Genomic DNA, 20,580 nt, shown 5'->3' with positions numbered 1-20,580 from the left:
CGCTCTAATTTACATTAATGGTCCCTTAATCATCTTCTTGAATGTTTAATATTTCCAAAATACGTTCTAAGTCATCTTCTGAGTAAAATTCGATTTCAATTTTACCTTTATTATTTGCTTTTTTAATTTGGACATTTGTACCAAAATAATCTCTCAACTGAGATTCCTTCGCTACAACAAAAATATCCTTCTTCTTCGGCTGCGATGTTTCACGTGAAACTTCTTCATTTAAATTTTGCACTAAAATTTCAACTTGGCGCACGTTTAAACCTTGTTTTATAATCTTGAGTGCAATTTCTGGAATTCTTCTTTTATTTTTCAATCCTAGTAATGCACGGCCTTGCCCCATTGATAATGTACCGTCATTCATTAAGGCACGAACATCTTCTGGCAAAGCTAACAATCGAACGTGATTGGCAATGTGTGGTCTACTCTTACCTAATCGCTTGGATAGCTCCTCTTGTGTTAAGTGTAAGTTTTCCATTAAACTTTGATATGCTTCTGCCTCTTCAATAACCGTTAAATCTTCACGCTGAAGGTTTTCTAATATTGCAAGTTCCATCATTTGAGAATCTGTGAGCTCTTTAACAATCGCTGGTATTATGTCTAGCCCAGCTATTTGTGCTGCTCTAAAACGACGTTCGCCCGCTACAATTTCGTATTTTCGTGCCTTTTTTCGTACAGCAATCGGCTGTAAAATACCATGCTCTTGAATTGAATCTGCTAATTCTTGCAATGCTTCTTCATCAAATATTTTACGAGGCTGAAATGGATTTGCGACTATTAGCTGTAGTTGTATTTCTTCTACTTGTCCGCTTTGTTCTAACGATTCTCCTGGAAATAGAGCACCAATACCTTTTCCTAAACCTTTAGCCATTTTTAATCACTTCCCTCGCCATCTCTAAATAAACTTCAGCTCCTCTTGATTTTGCATCATAAATGATAATAGGCTGTCCATGACTCGGAGCCTCACTTAATCGCACATTACGAGGAATGATCGTTTTATATACTTTATCTTGAAAATATTTTTTTACTTCATCAATTACTTGCAAACCTAAATTGGTTCTTGCATCAAGCATTGTCAATAATACACCATCAATATAAAGCTGTTGATTCAAATGCTTCTGCACTAAACGTACAGTGGACAATAATTGGCTTAAACCCTCTAATGCATAATATTCGCATTGTACAGGAATAATCAACGCGTCCGACGCAGTTAAAGCATTAATCGTTAAAAGCCCTAGTGACGGTGGACAATCAATAATAATATAGTCGTAGTCTTCTTTCACATCTTGAAGTGCGTGCTTTAAACGTACTTCCCGCGAAATAGTTGAAACTAATTCAATCTCTGCTCCCGCTAGTGAAATGGTTGCAGGAACGATTGATAGATTTTCTACATTTGTTTGTTGAACGACATTTTCAACATTTTCATCATCGATTAGGACATCATAAATACAACTTTGTATTTCACCTTTATTAATGCCAAGTCCACTTGTTGTATTGCCCTGTGGATCTGTATCGATTAATAGCACTTTTTTCCCCAAGTATGCCAGACAAGCGCTCAAATTGACCGATGTCGTTGTTTTTCCTACGCCACCCTTTTGATTGGCGATTGCTATAATTCTACCCATTTAAAAGCACCTGCTTTCATCTATCAAAGTTTGCTTTGACAAATCCATTTGTAAAATCATTGTTCAATACCGCTATCTTAATTATCATTCTATCAAAAAAAACGAATAGAGTTGTATAAAATATTAAGAATATATACAAAAAAGGAGGCATCTTAGAAATAATTCTAAGATCCTCCTCTGTACAGAAGATATAATACAGTACAAATTACTTTTTTAGTATAATTAAATATTCATTAAGATTTCTTCTTTTTAGGTATTTTCACTGTAATTTGATAATATTCTTCCGTATCTTCTTCCTCTGTTTTAACCGTTATTCCACTTTTCGTCACCATTGATAGCGATTGCTTAATCGTATTCAAGGCGATACGAACATCTTTACTTATCGCTTTCCTTTTCGGCTTCACCTTTTTAGGAATATCTTCTTCTTGATCCACCACTTCAGGATGCAGCAATGTATAAATGTGCTCTTCTAGTTGACGCACATTCCAATCATTTTCAATGGCTCCTTGCAAAATTTCTAATTGCAAAGGTTGGTCTTTAATTGCGATTAGTGCACGTGCATGTCTTTCAGAAATTTGACGCTTTAAAATAGCTTGCTGTACTTCTTCAGGAAGCTTTAATAGACGTAATTTATTGGCTACCGTGGATTGTCCTTTTCCTAAACGTTGAGCCAGTGCTTCTTGTGTTAGTTCATGAAGCTCTAATAATTTTTGGTAGGCAACCGCTTCTTCAATTGCCGTTAACTCTTCACGCTGAAGGTTTTCGATTAATGCAATTGATGCTGTTTCCTTATCCGTTAAATTTCGTACAATCGCAGGAACTTCCGTCCATTGTAGCTTTTTCATTGCCCGGTAACGACGCTCACCAGCAATGATTTCATATTGATTGTTTGCTGTGCTACGTACAACAATTGGTTGAATTACACCATGAGTATGAATGGTTCTTGATAATTCTTCAATTTTTTCGTCATCAAAAATAGTACGTGGCTGAAAACGGTTTGGTACAATTTGATCGATTGGAAGCTTAATAACCTCTTCTGTTGCACGAACCGCCTCTGCTTGTTCTACTTCATTTTCCACAATAGGCTCTGCTTTATTTCCGCCTCCAAAAAAACGTGAAAAAGGACTTTTCATCCAAGTGGCACCACCTTTAAGTAACTATCTTGCTCTGTCTCATTCTATTATTATTTATTATATTTCCTAAAATGTATATAGTTCATAGATGTCATTTGCGTGAACCATCCATAACTAGTATGTATGCTCAAACTAGAGAAAATATTTTTCCAGTTTGAGAAGTTTCACATGAAACACTAATTATTGAATAGGTGTTTTATTTGGTACACCAGGTTTACGCGGGTATTTTTTTGGTGTTCCTTTTATTTTATCAAAAACATATAAAGTACGTTCACTTTCTTCAACAGGTAAAGAGAAAGAATATTCTTCTTTTAGTGAAACACCTAAAGTGCTCAATGCTTTTTTTGCATCTTTTAATTCTTCAGGACCTGCAGAAGCCTTTAATGCAACAAAATAACCACCCTGTTTTGCTAATGGCACACATAATTCTGATAGTACAGACAAGCGAGCTACTGCACGGGCTGTCACAACATCAAATTGCTCACGATATTTTACGTTTTGACCGAATTCCTCTGCGCGTGCATGAACAAAATTCATATGGTCTAACTGTAATTCATCACTTAAATGATTTAAAAATGTAATTCGTTTATTTAAAGAATCTACAATTGTTACTTGTAAATGTGGGAAGCAGATTTTAATAGGAATACTTGGGAAACCAGCTCCTGCTCCTACATCACAAACTGTTGTTACCTTTGTAAAATCAAAATAAAACGAGGCACTAATTGAATCATAGAAATGTTTTAAATAGACCCCTTCAAAATCTGTGATAGCAGTTAGGTTCATCTTTTCATTCCACTCGACAAGCAGTTCGAAATACTTTTTGAACTGTGCAACTTGCTTTTCAGAAAGCTCGATGCCCTTGTCCTTCAATGCCTCAATAAATTGTTGTTCGTTCATGTAAGGTCTCCTTTTAAAAATTGGCTCAGTATAGTCTATTGCTGATTGTCATGCCTAGTAGGAAGCAATCAACCTTGAGGCATAATATAGCCTAAAAATAGGAAGCGGGCACAATGGTATGCCCGCCTCTTATTCACTTTGCTGTTCCTCTATTATTCGCCACTTACACGCGCGATTTTTCCTTGTTCGATGTAAACAAGTAAAATCGAAATGTCTGCAGGGTTTACACCAGAAATTCGAGACGCCTGTGCAATAGAAAGTGGCGTTACTTGTTTTAATTTTTGTCGTGCTTCTGTTGCAAGACCTGAAATGGCGTCATAATCAATGTTTTCTGGAATTTTTTTATTTTCCATTCTATGAAGCTTTTCAACTTGTTGCAATGCCTTTTCAATATAACCTTCATATTTTAGCTGAATTTCGATTTGCTCTTTTATTTCATCCGAAAATTCAATATCAGCTGGTATTAATGAAGAGACTAAATCATAGTGCATTTCCGTACGTTTTAATAAATCTGCTCCTCGAATTCCATCTTTCAGTTCACTACCACCTACAGAGCGAATGGCAGATTGCGTTGCTTCATTCGGTTTAATTATGACTTCACGAAGGCGTGCAATTTCATTTTCAATTAATGATTTTTTCTCCATGAACTTTTCGTAACGTTGCGCTGATAACATACCCATTTTATAACCGTGTTCTACTAAGCGTAAATCTGCATTATCATGACGCAGTAGTAAACGATATTCAGCACGAGATGTTAGGAGACGATAAGGCTCATTCGTACCTTTCGTTACTAAATCATCGATTAAGACACCAATATAAGCTTCTGAACGGCTTAAAATCAGCTCTTCTTTACCAAGAACGTTGGCAGCAGCATTCATCCCTGCCATTAAGCCTTGAGCAGCTGCTTCTTCATAGCCAGATGTTCCATTAATTTGGCCTGCTGTATATAAACCTTTAATGCGTTTTGTTTCTAAAGTTGGCCATAATTGCGTTGGAACAATGGCATCGTATTCAATAGCATAGCCTGCACGCATCATTTCAGCTTGTTCTAAACCTGGAATTGATTTTAGCAAACGCTGTTGTACATGCTCAGGTAAGCTTGTCGATAAACCTTGTACATAGACTTCTCGTGTATTGCGTCCTTCTGGCTCTAAAAAGATTTGGTGGCGCGGCTTATCATTAAATCGCACTACTTTATCTTCGATTGAAGGACAATAGCGCGGGCCAGTTCCTTTAATCATACCTGAGTACATTGGTGAAAGATGTAAATTAGCCTCAATAATTTCATGTGTTTGAGGGCTTGTATATGTTAACCAACAAGGAAGTTGATCCATAATGAATTCAGTTGTTTCAAAACTAAATGCACGTGGGACATCATCACCTGGTTGTTTTTCTGTTTTTGAATAATCAATTGTACGGCTATTTACACGAGGCGGAGTACCTGTTTTAAAGCGTACAAGGTCAAAACCTAATTCTTTTAAATTATCCGCTAAGCGAATTGAAGGCTGTTGGTTGTTTGGACCACTTGAATATTTCATGTCACCAATAATAATTTCACCACGTAGGAATGTACCTGTTGTGACGATTACTGCGTTGGCACGATAAATAGCACCAATTTGTGTAATAACACCTTTTACTTCGCCTTCTTCTATAATAAGCTCTTCCACCATAGCTTGGTGAATAGTTAAGTTTTCGTTTTCTTCTAACACGCGTTTCATTTCGTTTTGATATAAAACTTTGTCCGCTTGGGCACGTAAAGCACGTACAGCTGGACCTTTCCCTGTATTTAACATACGCATTTGAATATGCGTTTTATCAATAACTTTCCCCATGACTCCACCTAGTGCGTCAATTTCACGTACGACAATCCCTTTTGCAGGGCCACCAATGGATGGGTTACATGGCATAAATGCAATCATATCTAAGTTAATTGTTAACATGAGCGTGTTAGCGCCCATTTTAGCAGCAGCATAAGCGGCTTCTGCGCCTGCATGACCTGCTCCAATAACAATCACATCAAACGTGCCTGCCTCATATTGTGTTGGCATGCTCGTATCTTCCCTTCTCTAGTAGAATTATTTTCCTAAACAGAACTGTGAAAACAGCTGATTTATTAGGCTTTCTTGCACTGTATCCCCAATAATTTCACCAAGTATTTCCCAAGTTCTTGTTACATCTATTTGCACCATATCAACCGGTACTCCAGCCTGTGCTCCAGCTAATGCGTCCTCTACGGTCGCTTGCGCTTGGTGGAGTAATGCAATATGACGTGCATTTGATACATATGTTAAATCGCCCGCTTCAATTTGACCCTCGAAGAATAATGCTGCAATTGCTTCCTCTAATTCTGTTATTCCTTCTTCTTGTAAAAGAGACGTTGTCACAATACGATGACCACCTGCTAATTCTTTTACACGGTCTAAATCGATTTTTTGCGGTAAATCTGTTTTATTGACAATGACGATATAATCCATCGCCTCAATTGTTTCGAAAAGACGCTCATCCTCAATCGTTAATTCATCCGCATAGTTTAATACGAATAAAATTAAATCTGCGCTTTGTAACGCCTCACGAGAACGTTCAACACCAATTCGCTCTACAATATCTTCTGTTTCACGAATGCCGGCCGTATCGACTAAACGAAGAGGTACGCCACGTACATTTACGTACTCTTCTATAATATCACGAGTTGTACCTGCTATATCTGTCACAATCGCTTTATTTTCTTGCACTAAACTATTTAAAAGTGAAGATTTCCCTACGTTCGGTCGTCCTAAAATAACAGTCGATAAGCCTTCACGTAAAATTTTTCCCTGAGAAGAAGTTTGTAAAAGTTTAATAATTTCATTACGCACCCATGTACATTTTTCAAGCAATACGGGCACTGTCATTTCTTCTACATCATCATACTCTGGATAATCTATATTAACCTCTACTTGCGCTAATGTCTCTAGCAATGCTTGGCGTAAATCACCAATGAGGCGAGATAATTTCCCATCCATTTGACCAAGTGCTACATTCATCGCACGATCTGTCTTCGCTCGAATTAAATCCATCACCGCTTCAGCCTGCGATAAATCAATACGTCCATTTAAAAATGCACGTTTTGTAAATTCACCAGGCTCTGCAAGTCTTGCACCATTCGTTAATACTAATTTTAATACTCGATTAACTGACACAAGTCCTCCGTGACAATTGATCTCTATTACATCCTCACGCGTGAACGTTTTCGGTCCTCGCATTAACGATAGCATAACTTCTTCTACTACCTCATTTGTTTTAGGATCCACTAAATGCCCATAATGAATTGTATGTGAAGCCTGCTGCGTTAAACTTTTCCCACCAGGCGATTTAAATATTTTATCTGCAATGGCTACCGCTTCATCTCCACTTAAGCGAACTATAGCAATAGCACCTTCACCCATAGGTGTGGATATCGCAGCAATTGTATCGAACTCCATTTCATTACCTCCTCAACGTTATCCACATGTGGATAATTAACCGATCAACACTTTCTAACATCTTAGACTAACATATTTTCGATAAAATCTAAAGTAAGGATAATTTCCAATTGTGGATAAGCTTAAATTATTAATCCTTCATCTATTTCGCTTTGAAACATGCAATATCCGACATTTTACGACTTGTTGTATTGTTACACATATTATTTGGCTTATAAGACAGTAAAAAACGGCCACTTTATCTATGATAAAATGACCGTTTTTTTTATAGCATATGTCTGTATGCCTTTTCGTAAAGAGAGCCTAAGCGTTCTTTACTGGTTCAATAACTAAATAGCGATTCGGTTCTGTTCCTTCTGAATATGTTTCAATATCAAGGCGATTCGCTAATTGATTATGAATAATTTTTCTTTCGTATGATTGCATCGGCTCAAATGCCACACGTTGATTTAAACGAAGTGCCTTATCAGCCATACGATCCGCCAGTTGCTCTAAGGCTACTTGGCGACGTTCTCGGTAGTTTTCAACGTCTAATTTAACCATTAGGAACTGTTTAGCCGTTTTATTTAATACAAGTTGTGTTAATTGCTGCAAGGAATTTAACGTTTGACCGCGTTTCCCGATAAGCAGCGCTGCCTTCTCACTATTCAATTGAAACATCACATATTTACCTTCGCGCTTTGTTTCAATTTCAAGATCTTGAATGTCCAATTGCTTAGCTATACTTACTAGGTAAGCTTTTGCTTCTTCAATTGGATTTATAGAGTGATCTTCTTCCTCTTTTTTAACTACTTGTTGAATAGCTTCAATATCCATTGGTTGTTCTGAAACTTGTGAACTTATTTTTTCAACGTCATCCACTACCATTTGTTCGTTCAATTGCTCAGTAGCCGTATTGCCTTGCTCAGCTACTATTTCTGTTTCTGTAGTTGGACGAACTTGTACTTCCTTTACAGTCACACGCACTTCTGCAGAACGTGCTCCAAAACCTAAAAATCCTTTTTTACCTTCTTGTAAAACTTCAACATCTACTTGTTCACGGGTTTTGCCAAGTTTCTGTAACGCCAATGAGATCGCTTCTTGTGTTGTTGCGCCTATTTGCGTAAGTTGTTTCACTTTTTAGCCCCTCCATTTTGAGCAGGTTGTGTTTTATTTTTTTGCCAAGGTTTATAAATATACAGGTTTTGAAGAATCGAGATAATATTCCCGATTACCCAATATAGTGATAATGCAGCTGGTAACGCCATACCAAAACCGATAATCATGAATGGCATAATATACATCATTATTTTCATTTGAGGGTTATCCATTGCTGGACCCGTACGTAACACGAAAAATTGCATGATACCAGCAGTTATTGCCAAAGCAGGCGCAGATTCTGCTAATGGGAAGATAAAGAAATTTCCTAAATCAAAAGCGGGTGTAGCATTCATTCGACTAATCGCATGATAGAAACCAATTAAAATTGGCATTTGAATGACTACCGGTAAACATCCAGCAACTGGGTTTACACCGGACTCACTCATCAGCTTCATCATTTCTTGCTGATACTGTTTCTGTGTTTGTGCATCCTTAGAAGCATACTTCTTCTGCAATTCCTTCAATTTTGGCTGAATTTCTTGCATTTTTTTAGAGCTCTTCGTTTGTTTAATCATCAATGGAAGAATTGCTAAACGAATAATAATTGTTACCGCAATAATCCCCCATGCATACGTACCAAGTAAATCAGCAAAATATTTAATTGCTGATACTAGCGGCCAAACAATGAATTCATTCCAGAAGCCTTGGCTTTCTTTGGATATTGGTTCATTAAATTCTGTACATCCAGATAGTAGTAATGCTACTGATACTAGCGACAAAATCACCCAAAGTTGTTTCTTCAACCGTCTTCCCCCTACAATTACTATTCACTTTTCTTAAATCTATATGCGTTGTCTTTATTCAATTTAATCATTTTGACTCTGAATAAAGTTATCAGTTATTTTATCATGCAAATTAGCTTTCACTCTACTAAATATGCCAATTATTATAGGCTCATGCAGTAAAGTGTTTACTAAATTTACAAAAGTTATCGTGGAATCTTTTATAAGTGTACTTTATCGCCACTTTGGTTGCCGTATGTATTACGATTTCTTCAATACTCTAGCAATTCGTAGTACATGCTGCAAACTTTGTTTCACTTCATGAAAATCCATAGTGGCCGCCGGATGTCTGGCGATAATAACATAGTCCATATTCGGCTTTAGTTCATCTTTTAATTCATGAATACTTTGTCGAATATAACGTTTAATTTGGTTGCGTGTTACCGCATTACCAAGTTTTTTACTAACTGATAAACCTACACGAAATTCTGTTTGTCCCTCTTTTGGGAAAAAATAAACGACAAACTGTCGATTCGCGAAAGATTTACCCTTTTTAAACACCTTTTGAAAATCCTCATTCTTTTTCACTCGTTGGCGTTTTTTCATTACTTTCACCTGCTACTAAATTATACTTTTGATCCTTATCGGCTTCAAAAAATAAAGAAAAAAAAGACCACTGATGTGGCTCAGTGGACTTATTTTATGCTGATAAAACTTTTCTTCCTTTACGACGACGAGCAGCAAGAACTTTGCGACCGTTTTTCGTGCTCATACGTGCGCGGAAACCGTGAACTTTGCTGTGCTTACGTTTCTTTGGTTGGTAAGTACGTTTCATTGTATATAGACACCTCCTGAATGAAAGTTGAATTTTTCAACATACAGACCTGCATATTATATAAAGTAAACAGCTATTTTGTCAATGAATTTTAAAAAATTCTTTTAATCCGTCTAATCTATGTTTTTAATTTCCCTCTTTTAAATTATCCACAGAATACTTGTTTTTTTTACACAGACCTGTGTATAGTATTTTTTGCCTTATTTTTTATCCACAACGGTTATCTACAGCTTTTTCACATAAGCAGTGCTTGTGGACAACTCAATAGTGAGTAATTCAAGGTTGTGTGGATAAGTTTCATAAACTATTGAAATGGCTTTGTTTTTCTGATACGATTACTGTGCTTCACTTTGTTGAAAACTAAAACGAACTATTCTTTTATCCACAACTGTTGATATGCTGTGGATAATTTTTATCACAGCCTTTGGTTAAGTATTATCCACAGCTTGTGATTTTGTGGATTAGTCGTAAAATGAACGTATTTACTTATCACATAAATGCACTATATTTTTTTTATTGCTGTATATGTATTGAACTGTAAAGGAGAATAGCAGCTTGGAACATTTAGAAGAATTATGGAATAATGTCCTGGCTCAAGTTGAACAAAAAATTTCTAAACCAAGCTTTGAAACGTGGCTAAAGTCTACAAAATTACTTTCTTACAATGGAAGTGGTTCGACAGTGACAATTGCCGCGCCAAATTCGTTTGCTCGAGACTGGCTTGAAAATCATTATATTCATTTGATTACAGGTATATTAACGGAGCTAACAGGCGAAGACTTGCTTATTAAATTTGTTGTTCAAAAAAACCAGGATTCGGACGATTTTGACTTACCAGCGCCGATTATCCAAGCTAAAAATAACGACCATCATGATATTTCACCAGGAATGTTAAACCCGAAATATACATTTGATACGTTCGTTATTGGCTCTGGAAACCGCTTTGCTCATGCTGCATCATTAGCTGTCGCTGAAGCCCCTGCAAAGGCTTATAACCCTTTCTTTATATATGGGGGAGTAGGGCTTGGCAAAACGCATTTAATGCACGCTATTGGCCATTATGTGTTAGAACATAATCCAAATGCAAAAGTCGTGTACTTATCATCAGAAAAATTTACGAATGAATTTATTAACTCTATTCGTGATAATAAAGCACTCGATTTTCGCAATAAATATCGTAATGTAGATGTTCTGCTAATTGATGATATTCAATTCCTTGCTGGAAAAGAATCTACTCAAGAAGAATTTTTCCATACTTTTAACACATTACACGAAGAATCAAAACAAATTGTCATTTCTAGTGACCGTCCACCAAAGGAAATCCCTACTTTAGAGGATCGCTTACGTTCTCGATTTGAATGGGGGCTTATTACTGATATAGCACCACCAGATTTAGAAACACGTATTGCGATTCTACGAAAAAAAGCTAAAGCGGACGGTTTGGATGTACCAAACGAGGTAATGCTCTATATCGCGAACCAGATTGACTCCAATATCCGGGAGCTTGAAGGTGCGCTTATTCGTGTCGTAGCTTACTCATCGCTAGTTAACAAAGATATTAATGCTACATTAGCCGCTGAAGCGTTAAAAGATATTATTCCTAATACGAAGCCAAGAACTGTAACTATTTTAGACATTCAAAATGCCGTAGGAGAGCACTTTAATATTCGTTTAGAAGACTTTACAGCTAAAAAACGAACAAAACTAATCGCCTTTCCTCGACAAATTGCGATGTTTTTATCGCGCGAATTAACAGATTTCTCATTGCCGAAAATTGGCGAAGAATTTGGTGGTCGTGATCATACTACAGTTATTCATGCTCATGAAAAAATATCTTCGTTGTTGAAAAATGACACCCAGTTGCAACAAGATATTAAACAAATTCGTAGCATGCTAGGGAAATAATCTTGTGGACAACTCAAATATTTAAACACAAACTTATGCACAGTCTATCTACATGTGGATAGACTGATTTTATTCACATAGAAGCACTTATCCACAAATCCACAGGGCCTATTACTATATCTTTTATATTTAAATAAATAAATAATATAAATATGTGAGGGAAAAGAAATGAAATTTGATATTTTACGTGACCGTTTACTAGAAGGTTTAAATGATGTCATGAAAGCAGTAAGTTCAAAAACAACTATTCCAATATTAACGGGAATTAAAATTGATGTGACAAACGAAGGAATTAGTTTAACTGGTAGTGATGCTGATATTACAATTCAAACATTTATCCCAGTAGAAGAAGATGGACAACAAATTATTCACATTACAGAAACAGGTTCAATTGTTGTACAAGCACGTATGTTCAATGAAATCGTACGTAAATTACCAACAAATGAGGTAGAACTTCAAGTTACAACAGGTTTCCAAACGCATATTCGCTCAGGTAAATCTGAATTCCATTTAATTGGCTCAGATGCAGCTGAATATCCTTTATTACCCGAATTAACCGAAGATCAAAAATTTACTATACCTGCAGACCTACTAAAATCAATTATCCGTGAAACAGTATTTGCTGTTGCTACTTCAGAAAGCAGACCGGTGTTGACAGGTGTAAACTGGCAGATAAAAAATGAAGCATTAATCTGTGTTGCAACAGATAGCCATCGTTTAGCAAGACGTAAAGTACAATTAGAAGACTTACCAGAAGTTGAACATAGCGTTGTCATTCCTGGTAAAAGTTTAAATGAGTTAAACAAAGTGTTAGAAGACTCTACAAACCTTGTCCAAATTGTTATTACAAGTCAGCAAGTTTTATTTAAAACAGGAGATGTATTATTCTTCTCTCGCTTGCTTGAAGGTAACTATCCAGATACATCACGTTTAATTCCAGAAGAATATCAAACAAATGTAACGATTAACGGTAAAGCATTGTTACAAGCAATCGATCGTGCATCACTTGTGGCGCGAGGTGATCGTAATAATGTCGTGCGATTTGAAATTTTAGACAGTCAAGCGGTTGAAGTTTCATCGAATTCTCCGGAGATTGGTAAAGTACAAGAAGAAATACTTGTTGAAGCATTAGAAGGGGAAAACTTAAAAATTTCCTTTAGCGCGAAATACATGATGGAAGCATTGAAAGCAATTGATGGCCAAGATGTAGTGATTCAATTTACAGGCGCAATGAGACCGTTTATTTTACGTTCTGTCCATGATGATGCAATTCTACAATTAATTTTACCAGTACGAACATATTGATCCTCTAATTTTTATTAGTTGAGCAATGCTGAGAAAAGATATTTGTGTTACGTTTACTTTATTTGGATAAACTTTGGGATAGTCGCTAGTTGCGGCTATCTTTTTTTACTTATGATGTATTTTTAGGTATGATAGAGAGATAGACATTCTGTATTTGGAGGGTAACACAGCTATGAAAGACATTGAAATCGACGTAGAGTTTGTCACATTAGGGCAACTTTTAAAAATGACCGATGCTATTAGCTCAGGTGGAATGGCCAAATGGTTTTTACACGAAAATGATGTTTACGTAAATGGCGAGGTAGACGATCGCCGTGGTCGCAAATTACGTAACGGAGATGTTGTAAATATCCCTGGATCTGGCCGATTCCGAATTGTTGGGCCTATTGGACAATAAATTATGCATATAGAGCAGTTAAAACTTACAAATTACCGTAATTATGACGCATTGGCGTTAAATTTTTCGCCGAAAATAAATGTATTTATTGGTGAAAATGCCCAAGGTAAAACAAATGTCATGGAATCTATCTACGTTTTAGCGATGGCTAAATCGCATCGTACGACGAACGATAAAGAATTGATACGTTGGGATTCAGACTATGGTAAAATAGAAGGGGCCGTTCAAAAAAGGCATGGTATTTTACCGATAGAGCTTAGTATTACGAAAAAGGGCAAAAAAGGTAAGATTAATCATATTGAACAAAGTCGCCTAAGCCATTATATTGGTCAAATGAACGTAGTGATGTTTGCGCCAGAAGATTTGAATGTTGTAAAGGGAAGTCCACAAATACGTCGACGTTTTATCGATATGGAGATTGGCCAAATTTCGCCAGTCTACTTACATGATTTATTAACCTTTCAAAAGATTTTAAAACAACGTAATCACTATTTGAAGATGAATCAGGGCAAGGTAATGACTAACGACGTGATGTATGATGTTTATAATGAGCAGTATATTCACGCAGCTACCCAAATTATTCGAAAAAGATTTCAATTTATGGATTTGTTACAGGAGTGGGCAGAACCAATTCATGCAGGAATTTCACAAGGTAAGGAAACTTTAGTTATTAAATACCGCACCGTAGCAGGTATTGATAAAGGACAGACGACTGGTGAAATTGAAGATCTCTTGCTTAAAAAGCTAATAGAGGTTAAGGATCGTGAATTTGATCGTGGCGTCACTATGGTTGGTCCACATCGAGATGATTTGCAATTTTTGGTGAACAACTATGATGTGCAAACATATGGTTCCCAAGGGCAGCAACGTACAACTGCTTTATCATTAAAGCTTGCCGAAATTGAGTTAATTAAACAAGAAACAAATGAAACACCCATTCTACTTTTAGACGATGTATTGTCGGAACTCGACGATTATCGCCAATCGCATTTATTAAATACCATTCAGGGTGAAGTCCAAACCTTTGTAACGACTACAAGTGTTGACGGAATTCATCATGAGACGATGGAACATGCACAGCTGTTCCACGTGAAACAAGGTGCGATTGAAGAAAGTTAGCCAGGGAGTTTTTTAGATTATAAAAGAATGGTAATAGTCAGCTCGGTTGACTGTTCATTCATTTACACACAATGATGTTATGAAGGAGTAGATGGAAGCCGTGGCTATAGAAAACGAAGGTTTACAAGATCAAGCGTATGAAGCCGATCAGATACAGGTATTAGAAGGTTTAGAAGCGGTTCGTAAAAGACCTGGGATGTATATCGGTTCAACAAGCTCTAAAGGACTTCACCATTTGGTGTGGGAAATCGTTGATAATAGTATTGATGAAGCACTTGCAGGATTTTGTACTGATATCTCAGTTACGATTGAAAAAGATAACTGGATTCGTGTAGAAGATAATGGACGAGGAATTCCTGTTAGTATTCAAGAAAAAATGGGTAAACCAGCTGTCGAAGTAATTATGACAGTGCTCCATGCCGGAGGTAAATTCGGCGGTGGGGGTTACAAAGTATCTGGTGGTCTTCATGGTGTAGGGGCGTCGGTTGTAAATGCTTTATCAATCGAGACAATCGTCCAAGTTCACCGTGAGGGACATATTCATGAAATAAAATTCGAACGTGGCAAAACTAAACAAGAATTAACTGTTATTGGCGAAACAGATCATAACGGAACAACTACTCGTTTCAAAGCAGACCCAGAAATTTTCAAAGAAACAACCGTTTATGAATTCGATATTTTAGCACATCGTATTCGCGAACTAGCATATTTGAATCGCGGTATTCGAATTACAATTGCAGATGAGCGTGAAGATGAGATTCGTTCTACTACATATCATTATGAGGGTGGTATTCGTTCTTATGTAGAGCACTTAAATAAATCTAAAGAGCCTATCCATGAACCAATCGATGTTCTTGGTGAAAAGGATGGTATTTCAATTGAAATTGCAATGCAATATAATGCAGGCTTTTCTTCGAATATATTCTCATTCGCTAATAATATTAATACGTACGAGGGTGGTACACATGAGTCTGGCTTTAAAACAGCTCTTACTCGTGTTATCAATGATTACGCACGTAAAAATGGTTTATTAAAAGAAGCTGATGCCAACCTTACAGGTGAAGACGTTCGAGAAGGATTAACAGCTATCGTATCTATTAAGCATCCTGATCCGCAATTTGAAGGACAAACGAAAACAAAGCTCGGTAACTCAGAAGTAAGCCAAATAACGAATGCATTATTCTCAGATGGATTTGAACGTTTTATGTTAGAAAATCCAACTGTAGCACGTAAAATAATTGATAAAGGCTTAATGGCTGCTCGTGCACGTGTAGCAGCGAAAAAGGCTCGTGAATTTACACGCCGTAAATCAGCGCTTGAAGTATCAAGTTTGCCTGGTAAACTTGCGGACTGTTCTTCTACAAATCCTGCAGAATGTGAAATTTACATTGTAGAGGGTGACTCTGCCGGTGGTTCAGCAAAATCTGGACGTGACCGTCATTTCCAAGCCATTTTGCCTTTGCGTGGTAAAATTTTGAATGTTGAAAAGGCACGATTAGATAAAATTTTATCGAATGCAGAAATTCGAGCAATGATTACAGCATTCGGTACTGGTATTGGTGAGGAATTTAATTTAGAAAAAGCCCGTTATCATAAAATTATTATTATGACGGATGCCGACGTAGATGGAGCGCATATCCGTACGTTACTTTTAACATTCTTCTTCCGTTTCTTAAGACCGCTAGTAGATGCTGGCTATATTTATATTGCACAGCCACCACTTTATCAAGTGAAGCAAGGTAAGCATGTTGAATATTGCTATGATGATATTGCGCTACAAGAGATTTTAGGAAGATTATCAAGTATGCCAAAGCCTGTTGTTCAACGTTATAAAGGTCTTGGGGAAATGAATGCAGAGCAGTTATGGGATACAACGATGGATCCAGAGCACCGTACATTGTTACAAGTAGAATTAGATGATGCGATTAAAGCAAATGAAGCTTTCGAACGCTTAATGGGCGATGAAGTAGAACCTCGTCGTCAATTCATTGAAGAAAATGCAGTATACGCTAATTTAGATATTTAATTTTTCTTGAGGGGAGGTCTACACTTTGTCAGAACAAGAACGCTCCGGTGTAAAAGGAGTTAATATAACAGAAGAAATAGAAACATCCTTCCTCGATTATGCAATGAGTGTAATCGTTTCGCGTGCATTACCAGATGTGCGCGACGGATTAAAACCAGTTCATCGTCGTATTTTATACGGCATGCAAGAGCTAGGTAATACAGCAGATAAAGCGTATAAAAAATCAGCACGTATCGTTGGGGATGTAATGGGTAAATACCATCCACATGGTGACTCCTCTATTTATGATGCAATGGTACGTATGGCGCAAGATTTTAGTTATCGTTACATGCTAGTTGATGGTCACGGGAACTTTGGTTCTGTCGATGGTGACGGAGCTGCGGCGATGCGTTATACAGAATCACGTATGTCTCGTATTGCAATGGAAATGCTTCGTGACATAAATAAAAACACAATTGACTACACAGATAACTATGACGGCTCTGAAAAAGAACCAATTGTTTTACCAAGTCGCTATCCAAACTTATTAGTTAATGGTGCAGCGGGGATTGCCGTTGGTATGGCAACAAACATTCCTCCACATAATCTTGGGGAAACGATTGATGGAGTGTTAGCACTATCTGAAAATCCTGCTATTACAACCGAAGAATTGATGGAAATCATTCCAGGTCCGGATTTCCCAACAGGTGGGATAATTTTAGGACGTAGTGGTATTCGCCGTGCTTACGAAAGCGGCCGTGGCTCAATTATTATTCGAGCTAAAGTAGAAATTGAACAAAAATCTAATGGTAAGGAAACAATTCTTATTCATGAATTACCTTACCAAGTAAATAAAGCAAAACTAATCGAAAAGATAGCTGAGCTAGTACGCGATAAAAAAATCGATGGCATTACAAATTTACGTGATGAATCTGACCGCCGTGGTATGCGAGTAGTTATTGAAGTACGAAAAGATGCAAATGCTAATGTAGTCTTAAATAATTTATATAAACAAACAGCGATGCAATCAAGCTTTGGTGTTAATATGCTGTCGTTAGTAAATGGTCAACCAAAAGTAATGGGCATAAAAGAGATGCTGTATCATTATTTAGAGCATCAAAAAGTCATTATTCGACGCCGTACTGAATTTGACTTAAAGAAAGCGGAAGATCGTGCACACATTTTAGAGGGCTTACGTATTGCACTTGACCATATCGACGAAATTATTGCGATTATTCGTGGTTCTCGTAGTGGTGAAGAAGCAAAACCACAATTAATGGAGCGATTTAATTTATCTGAACGTCAGGCGCAAGCCATTTTAGATATGCGCTTAGTCCGTTTGAGTGGATTAGAACGAGAAAAAATTGAAGCAGAATATCAAGAGTTGCAAGTGCTAATTGCTGAATTAAAAGCAATCTTAGCTGACGAAGCTAAAATTGTTGAGATTATTCGTACTGAAATATTAGAACTTAAAGAGCGCTTCAATGATGCCCGTCGTACAGAAATTACATCTGGCGGTATGGAAATGATTGAAGATGAAGATTTAATTCCTGTAGAAAATTCTGTTGTTACTTTAACGCATAATGGTTATATTAAGCGCTTAGCTGCCAATACATACCGCAGTCAAAAGCGTGGTGGCCGTGGTGTACAAGGAATGGGTACAAACGATGATGACTTCGTAGAACATCTTATGAATACTTCTACGCATGATACGATTTTATTCTTCACAACTAAGGGGAAAGTATTCCGTGCAAAAGGTTACGAAATTCCTGAGTATGGCCGTACAGCTAAAGGTTTACCTATCGTTAACTTACTCAACATCGATAAAGGTGAAAAAGTTACTGCAATGATTCGCGTTGATTCATTTGATAAGGATGCTTATTTTATCTTTACGACGAAAACAGGTATTACGAAGCGTACACCAGTATCGCAATTTGCTAATATCCGTACAAATGGCTTAATTGCTATTAGTTTACGAGAAGATGATGATTTAATTGCTGTTCGTTTAACGGATGGTATAAAACAAGTTATTATAGGTACACGTGATGGGATGCTTGTTCGTTTCCAAGAAGATGATATTCGATCAATGGGTCGTACAGCAGGCGGTGTCCGTGGTATTAAACTACGTGACGGCGATGAAGTAGTTGGAATGGAAATTGTTGAACCAGGACAAGAAATTTTAGTTGTTACCGCAAAAGGCTATGGTAAACGTACAACCGAAGAGGAGTATCGTTTACAGAGTCGCGGTGGCGTTGGTTTAAAAACAATTCAAATTACCGACAAAAACGGTCCTATGGTAGCTGTTAAAACTGTGGATGGTTCTGAAGATTTAATGCTTATTACAATCAACGGAATGCTTATACGTATGGATATAAATGATATTTCATTAATCGGTCGTAGTACTCAAGGTGTTCGTTTAATTCGTTTAGGAGATGACGAACTGGTTGCTACTGTAGCAAAAGTAGAAAAAGAAGATGAAGATGTGTCCGACGAAGATGAAGATGAACAAATAGAAGAATAAAAAAAAGGCCGATGAAGACAGCCCTTGTTGCTGCTCATCGGTTTTTATTATATATCATGAAAAATAAGTAATAATTTTGAAATTCGTGATAATATATTAATAGACCTTAGTTTAAGTAAGTGAAATAGTAAAGAGGTGTTTAATTTCGTGGAAACGGTACATATCCCAATTTCAGAATTACGTTTAGGAAAAGTTATTTCTGAAGATATTTTTGCTAATACACAATATCCTATTATCTTTAAAGATACAGTAGTATCCCATGAACATTTACAAGTTTTTAGTGCATTCAATATTTCAAGAGCGCCTGTATATAAAGATAATGTGAAGGATGTTTTAGTAGAAACCGAAAAAGAAATAGATTTAGCTATACAACCGGAAGCTATCCCAACCTTTAAAAGAGTATACGACAATTCTGTGGAACAATTTAAAAGGGAGTTCAAAAATTGGGAGGCTGGTGCAAAGGTAGATATTACAAAAGCTCGTACAATTATTTTGCCTTTACTGGATATGGTATTAGAAGATCGTACTGTAATTTTTAATTTAAACGAGTATTCTAGCCCTAAAGATTATTTATATCATCATTGTGTAGCTACAGCTTTGATTTCTTCTGTTATTGCTCAAAAATTAGGTTATGATAAAGGGTTAACGATTCAAATTGCAATTGGTGGTTTATTAGCAGATTGCGGAATGGCTAAAATTCATCCGCGTATTCGAGATAAAAAAACGACTTTAACCGAACAAGAATTTGCAGAGATTTATAAACATCCTATATATAGCTACAACATGATAAAGGATTTAACAATCTTAAAAGATACAATAAAAGAAGCTATTTTCCAGCATCATGAGCGCTTAAACGGAAGCGGCTATCCTAAAGGTGAGAAAATCGCTAATATATCTATCTTTGCACAAATCATTGCTGTTGCGGATGTTTTTCATGCTATGACATGTGAGCGTATCTATCGATCTAAACAATCGTCGTTTAAAGTTATAGAAATGATTAATGAGTCGGAGTTTGGAAAGTTTGATATTAAAGTAGTAAGAGCACTGATTGATTTAGTGGCAGACCTACCTATTGGTACAATTATTGAGCTTTCAAATTTAGAGCGCGGGGAAGTAATGTTCGTTAACAAATATGCTCCAACTCGCCCAATAGTTAAATTAAGTATTACTGGTGAGATTTTTGATTTAGGTAAAAACCGTACTTTTTATATTTCACGAATAATTACAAATGAATAGCGTCGACAAAGTATTAATAAGGCAGTCATTAAGGTTCTGATTGCCTTATTAACTTGCTGTAATATAAGAGTGAATTAATGTTATTAAAAACTATTTTATTTTTTTTAGAGAAAGTGTTGACATAGATTATGAAACTTGATATTATTAATGAGTCGCCAAGAGGTGACACACAAAACGAAACAAAATGAACCTTGAAAACTGAACAAGCAAAACGTAATCAATATAGTTTTTACTAGCTAACTTCGTTAGTGAACGAAACAAAATTTTGGACAT

17 protein-coding genes are annotated in these 20,580 nt (G+C 36.6%); 7 read left to right on the top strand and 10 right to left on the bottom strand.

Features of this window, described 5'->3' with window-relative positions:
- Window positions 1-25 precede the first annotated feature (25 nt).
- From ACIP9G_RS16915 to rpmH, 10 genes are all read right to left on the bottom strand, one after another.
- Window positions 26-877 (bottom strand): ParB/RepB/Spo0J family partition protein, encoded by an 852-nt coding sequence (locus ACIP9G_RS16915; protein WP_340821530.1) that lies wholly within the window; start codon window positions 875-877, stop codon window positions 26-28.
- A complete protein-coding gene (locus ACIP9G_RS16910; protein ID WP_173479136.1) occupies window positions 870-1,631 on the bottom strand; it encodes a ParA family protein in 762 nt (253 codons plus the stop codon). Before ACIP9G_RS16910 ends, ACIP9G_RS16915 begins: the two co-directional genes overlap by 8 nt.
- 233 nt (window positions 1,632-1,864) lie before the next feature.
- Entirely contained in the window at window positions 1,865-2,764 is a 900-nt protein-coding gene (noc, locus tag ACIP9G_RS16905) for a nucleoid occlusion protein (protein WP_340821526.1), read from the bottom strand.
- A gap of 180 nt (window positions 2,765-2,944) precedes the next feature.
- Window positions 2,945-3,661 carry a 16S rRNA (guanine(527)-N(7))-methyltransferase RsmG gene (gene rsmG, locus ACIP9G_RS16900; protein WP_340821525.1) on the bottom strand — a complete coding sequence of 239 codons (717 nt, stop codon included), beginning with the start codon at window positions 3,659-3,661 and terminating at the stop codon, window positions 2,945-2,947.
- 152 nt (window positions 3,662-3,813) lie between these two features.
- Window positions 3,814-5,709 carry a tRNA uridine-5-carboxymethylaminomethyl(34) synthesis enzyme MnmG gene (gene mnmG, locus ACIP9G_RS16895; protein WP_401020877.1) on the bottom strand — a complete coding sequence of 632 codons (1,896 nt, stop codon included), beginning with the start codon at window positions 5,707-5,709 and terminating at the stop codon, window positions 3,814-3,816.
- Between the two features lie 27 nt (window positions 5,710-5,736).
- Complete coding sequence (gene mnmE / locus ACIP9G_RS16890) at window positions 5,737-7,122, bottom strand: tRNA uridine-5-carboxymethylaminomethyl(34) synthesis GTPase MnmE (protein WP_401020874.1); 1,386 nt, start codon at window positions 7,120-7,122, stop codon at window positions 5,737-5,739.
- Window positions 7,123-7,425: 303 nt separating this feature from the next.
- Entirely contained in the window at window positions 7,426-8,238 is an 813-nt protein-coding gene (gene jag, locus ACIP9G_RS16885) for an RNA-binding cell elongation regulator Jag/EloR (protein ID WP_340821519.1), read from the bottom strand.
- The gene (gene yidC, locus ACIP9G_RS16880) at window positions 8,235-9,005 is read right to left on the bottom strand and encodes a membrane protein insertase YidC (protein WP_340821518.1); all 771 of its coding nucleotides are present in this window, start codon (window positions 9,003-9,005) and stop codon (window positions 8,235-8,237) included. The genes jag and yidC overlap by 4 nt, the downstream gene beginning before the upstream one ends.
- A 240-nt stretch (window positions 9,006-9,245) precedes the next feature.
- Window positions 9,246-9,590 carry a ribonuclease P protein component gene (gene rnpA / locus ACIP9G_RS16875; RefSeq protein ID WP_340821516.1) on the bottom strand — a complete coding sequence of 115 codons (345 nt, stop codon included), beginning with the start codon at window positions 9,588-9,590 and terminating at the stop codon, window positions 9,246-9,248.
- A 94-nt stretch (window positions 9,591-9,684) separates the two neighbouring features.
- Window positions 9,685-9,819: a 50S ribosomal protein L34 gene (rpmH, locus tag ACIP9G_RS16870; protein WP_004233310.1), complete on the bottom strand. Its 135-nt coding sequence runs from the start codon at window positions 9,817-9,819 to the stop codon at window positions 9,685-9,687.
- Window positions 9,820-10,374: 555 nt separating this feature from the next.
- On the opposite strand from rpmH, the gene dnaA reads away from it, so the two are divergent.
- The 7 genes from dnaA to ACIP9G_RS16835 all read left to right on the top strand — a co-directional run bounded on the left by dnaA (window position 10,375) and on the right by ACIP9G_RS16835 (window position 20,307).
- Window positions 10,375-11,724 carry a chromosomal replication initiator protein DnaA gene (gene dnaA / locus ACIP9G_RS16865; protein ID WP_340821514.1) on the top strand — a complete coding sequence of 450 codons (1,350 nt, stop codon included), beginning with the start codon at window positions 10,375-10,377 and terminating at the stop codon, window positions 11,722-11,724.
- A 168-nt stretch (window positions 11,725-11,892) separates the two neighbouring features.
- Window positions 11,893-13,029, top strand: a complete 1,137-nt coding sequence (gene dnaN / locus ACIP9G_RS16860; protein WP_340821512.1) for a DNA polymerase III subunit beta — start codon at window positions 11,893-11,895, stop codon at window positions 13,027-13,029.
- Between the two features lie 172 nt (window positions 13,030-13,201).
- Window positions 13,202-13,426: a S4 domain-containing protein YaaA gene (gene yaaA / locus ACIP9G_RS16855; protein ID WP_340821511.1), complete on the top strand. Its 225-nt coding sequence runs from the start codon at window positions 13,202-13,204 to the stop codon at window positions 13,424-13,426.
- Window positions 13,427-13,429: 3 nt separating this feature from the next.
- Window positions 13,430-14,545, top strand: a complete 1,116-nt coding sequence (gene recF, locus ACIP9G_RS16850) for a DNA replication/repair protein RecF (protein WP_340821510.1) — start codon at window positions 13,430-13,432, stop codon at window positions 14,543-14,545.
- A 91-nt stretch (window positions 14,546-14,636) separates the two neighbouring features.
- On the top strand, window positions 14,637-16,571 hold the full coding sequence (gene gyrB, locus ACIP9G_RS16845; protein ID WP_340821509.1) for a DNA topoisomerase (ATP-hydrolyzing) subunit B: 1,935 nt from the start codon (window positions 14,637-14,639) through the stop codon (window positions 16,569-16,571).
- Between the two features lie 25 nt (window positions 16,572-16,596).
- Window positions 16,597-19,071: a DNA gyrase subunit A gene (gene gyrA / locus ACIP9G_RS16840; protein ID WP_401020867.1), complete on the top strand. Its 2,475-nt coding sequence runs from the start codon at window positions 16,597-16,599 to the stop codon at window positions 19,069-19,071.
- Between the two features lie 147 nt (window positions 19,072-19,218).
- A complete protein-coding gene (locus ACIP9G_RS16835; RefSeq protein WP_340821507.1) occupies window positions 19,219-20,307 on the top strand; it encodes an HD-GYP domain-containing protein in 1,089 nt (362 codons plus the stop codon).
- Window positions 20,308-20,580: the final 273 nt, after the last annotated feature.

This window comes from Lysinibacillus sp. NPDC093197 (assembly GCF_044754025.1).
GTDB lineage: Bacteria > Bacillota > Bacilli > Bacillales_A > Planococcaceae > Lysinibacillus.
This window is presented reverse-complemented; position numbering and strand designations above follow the sequence as displayed.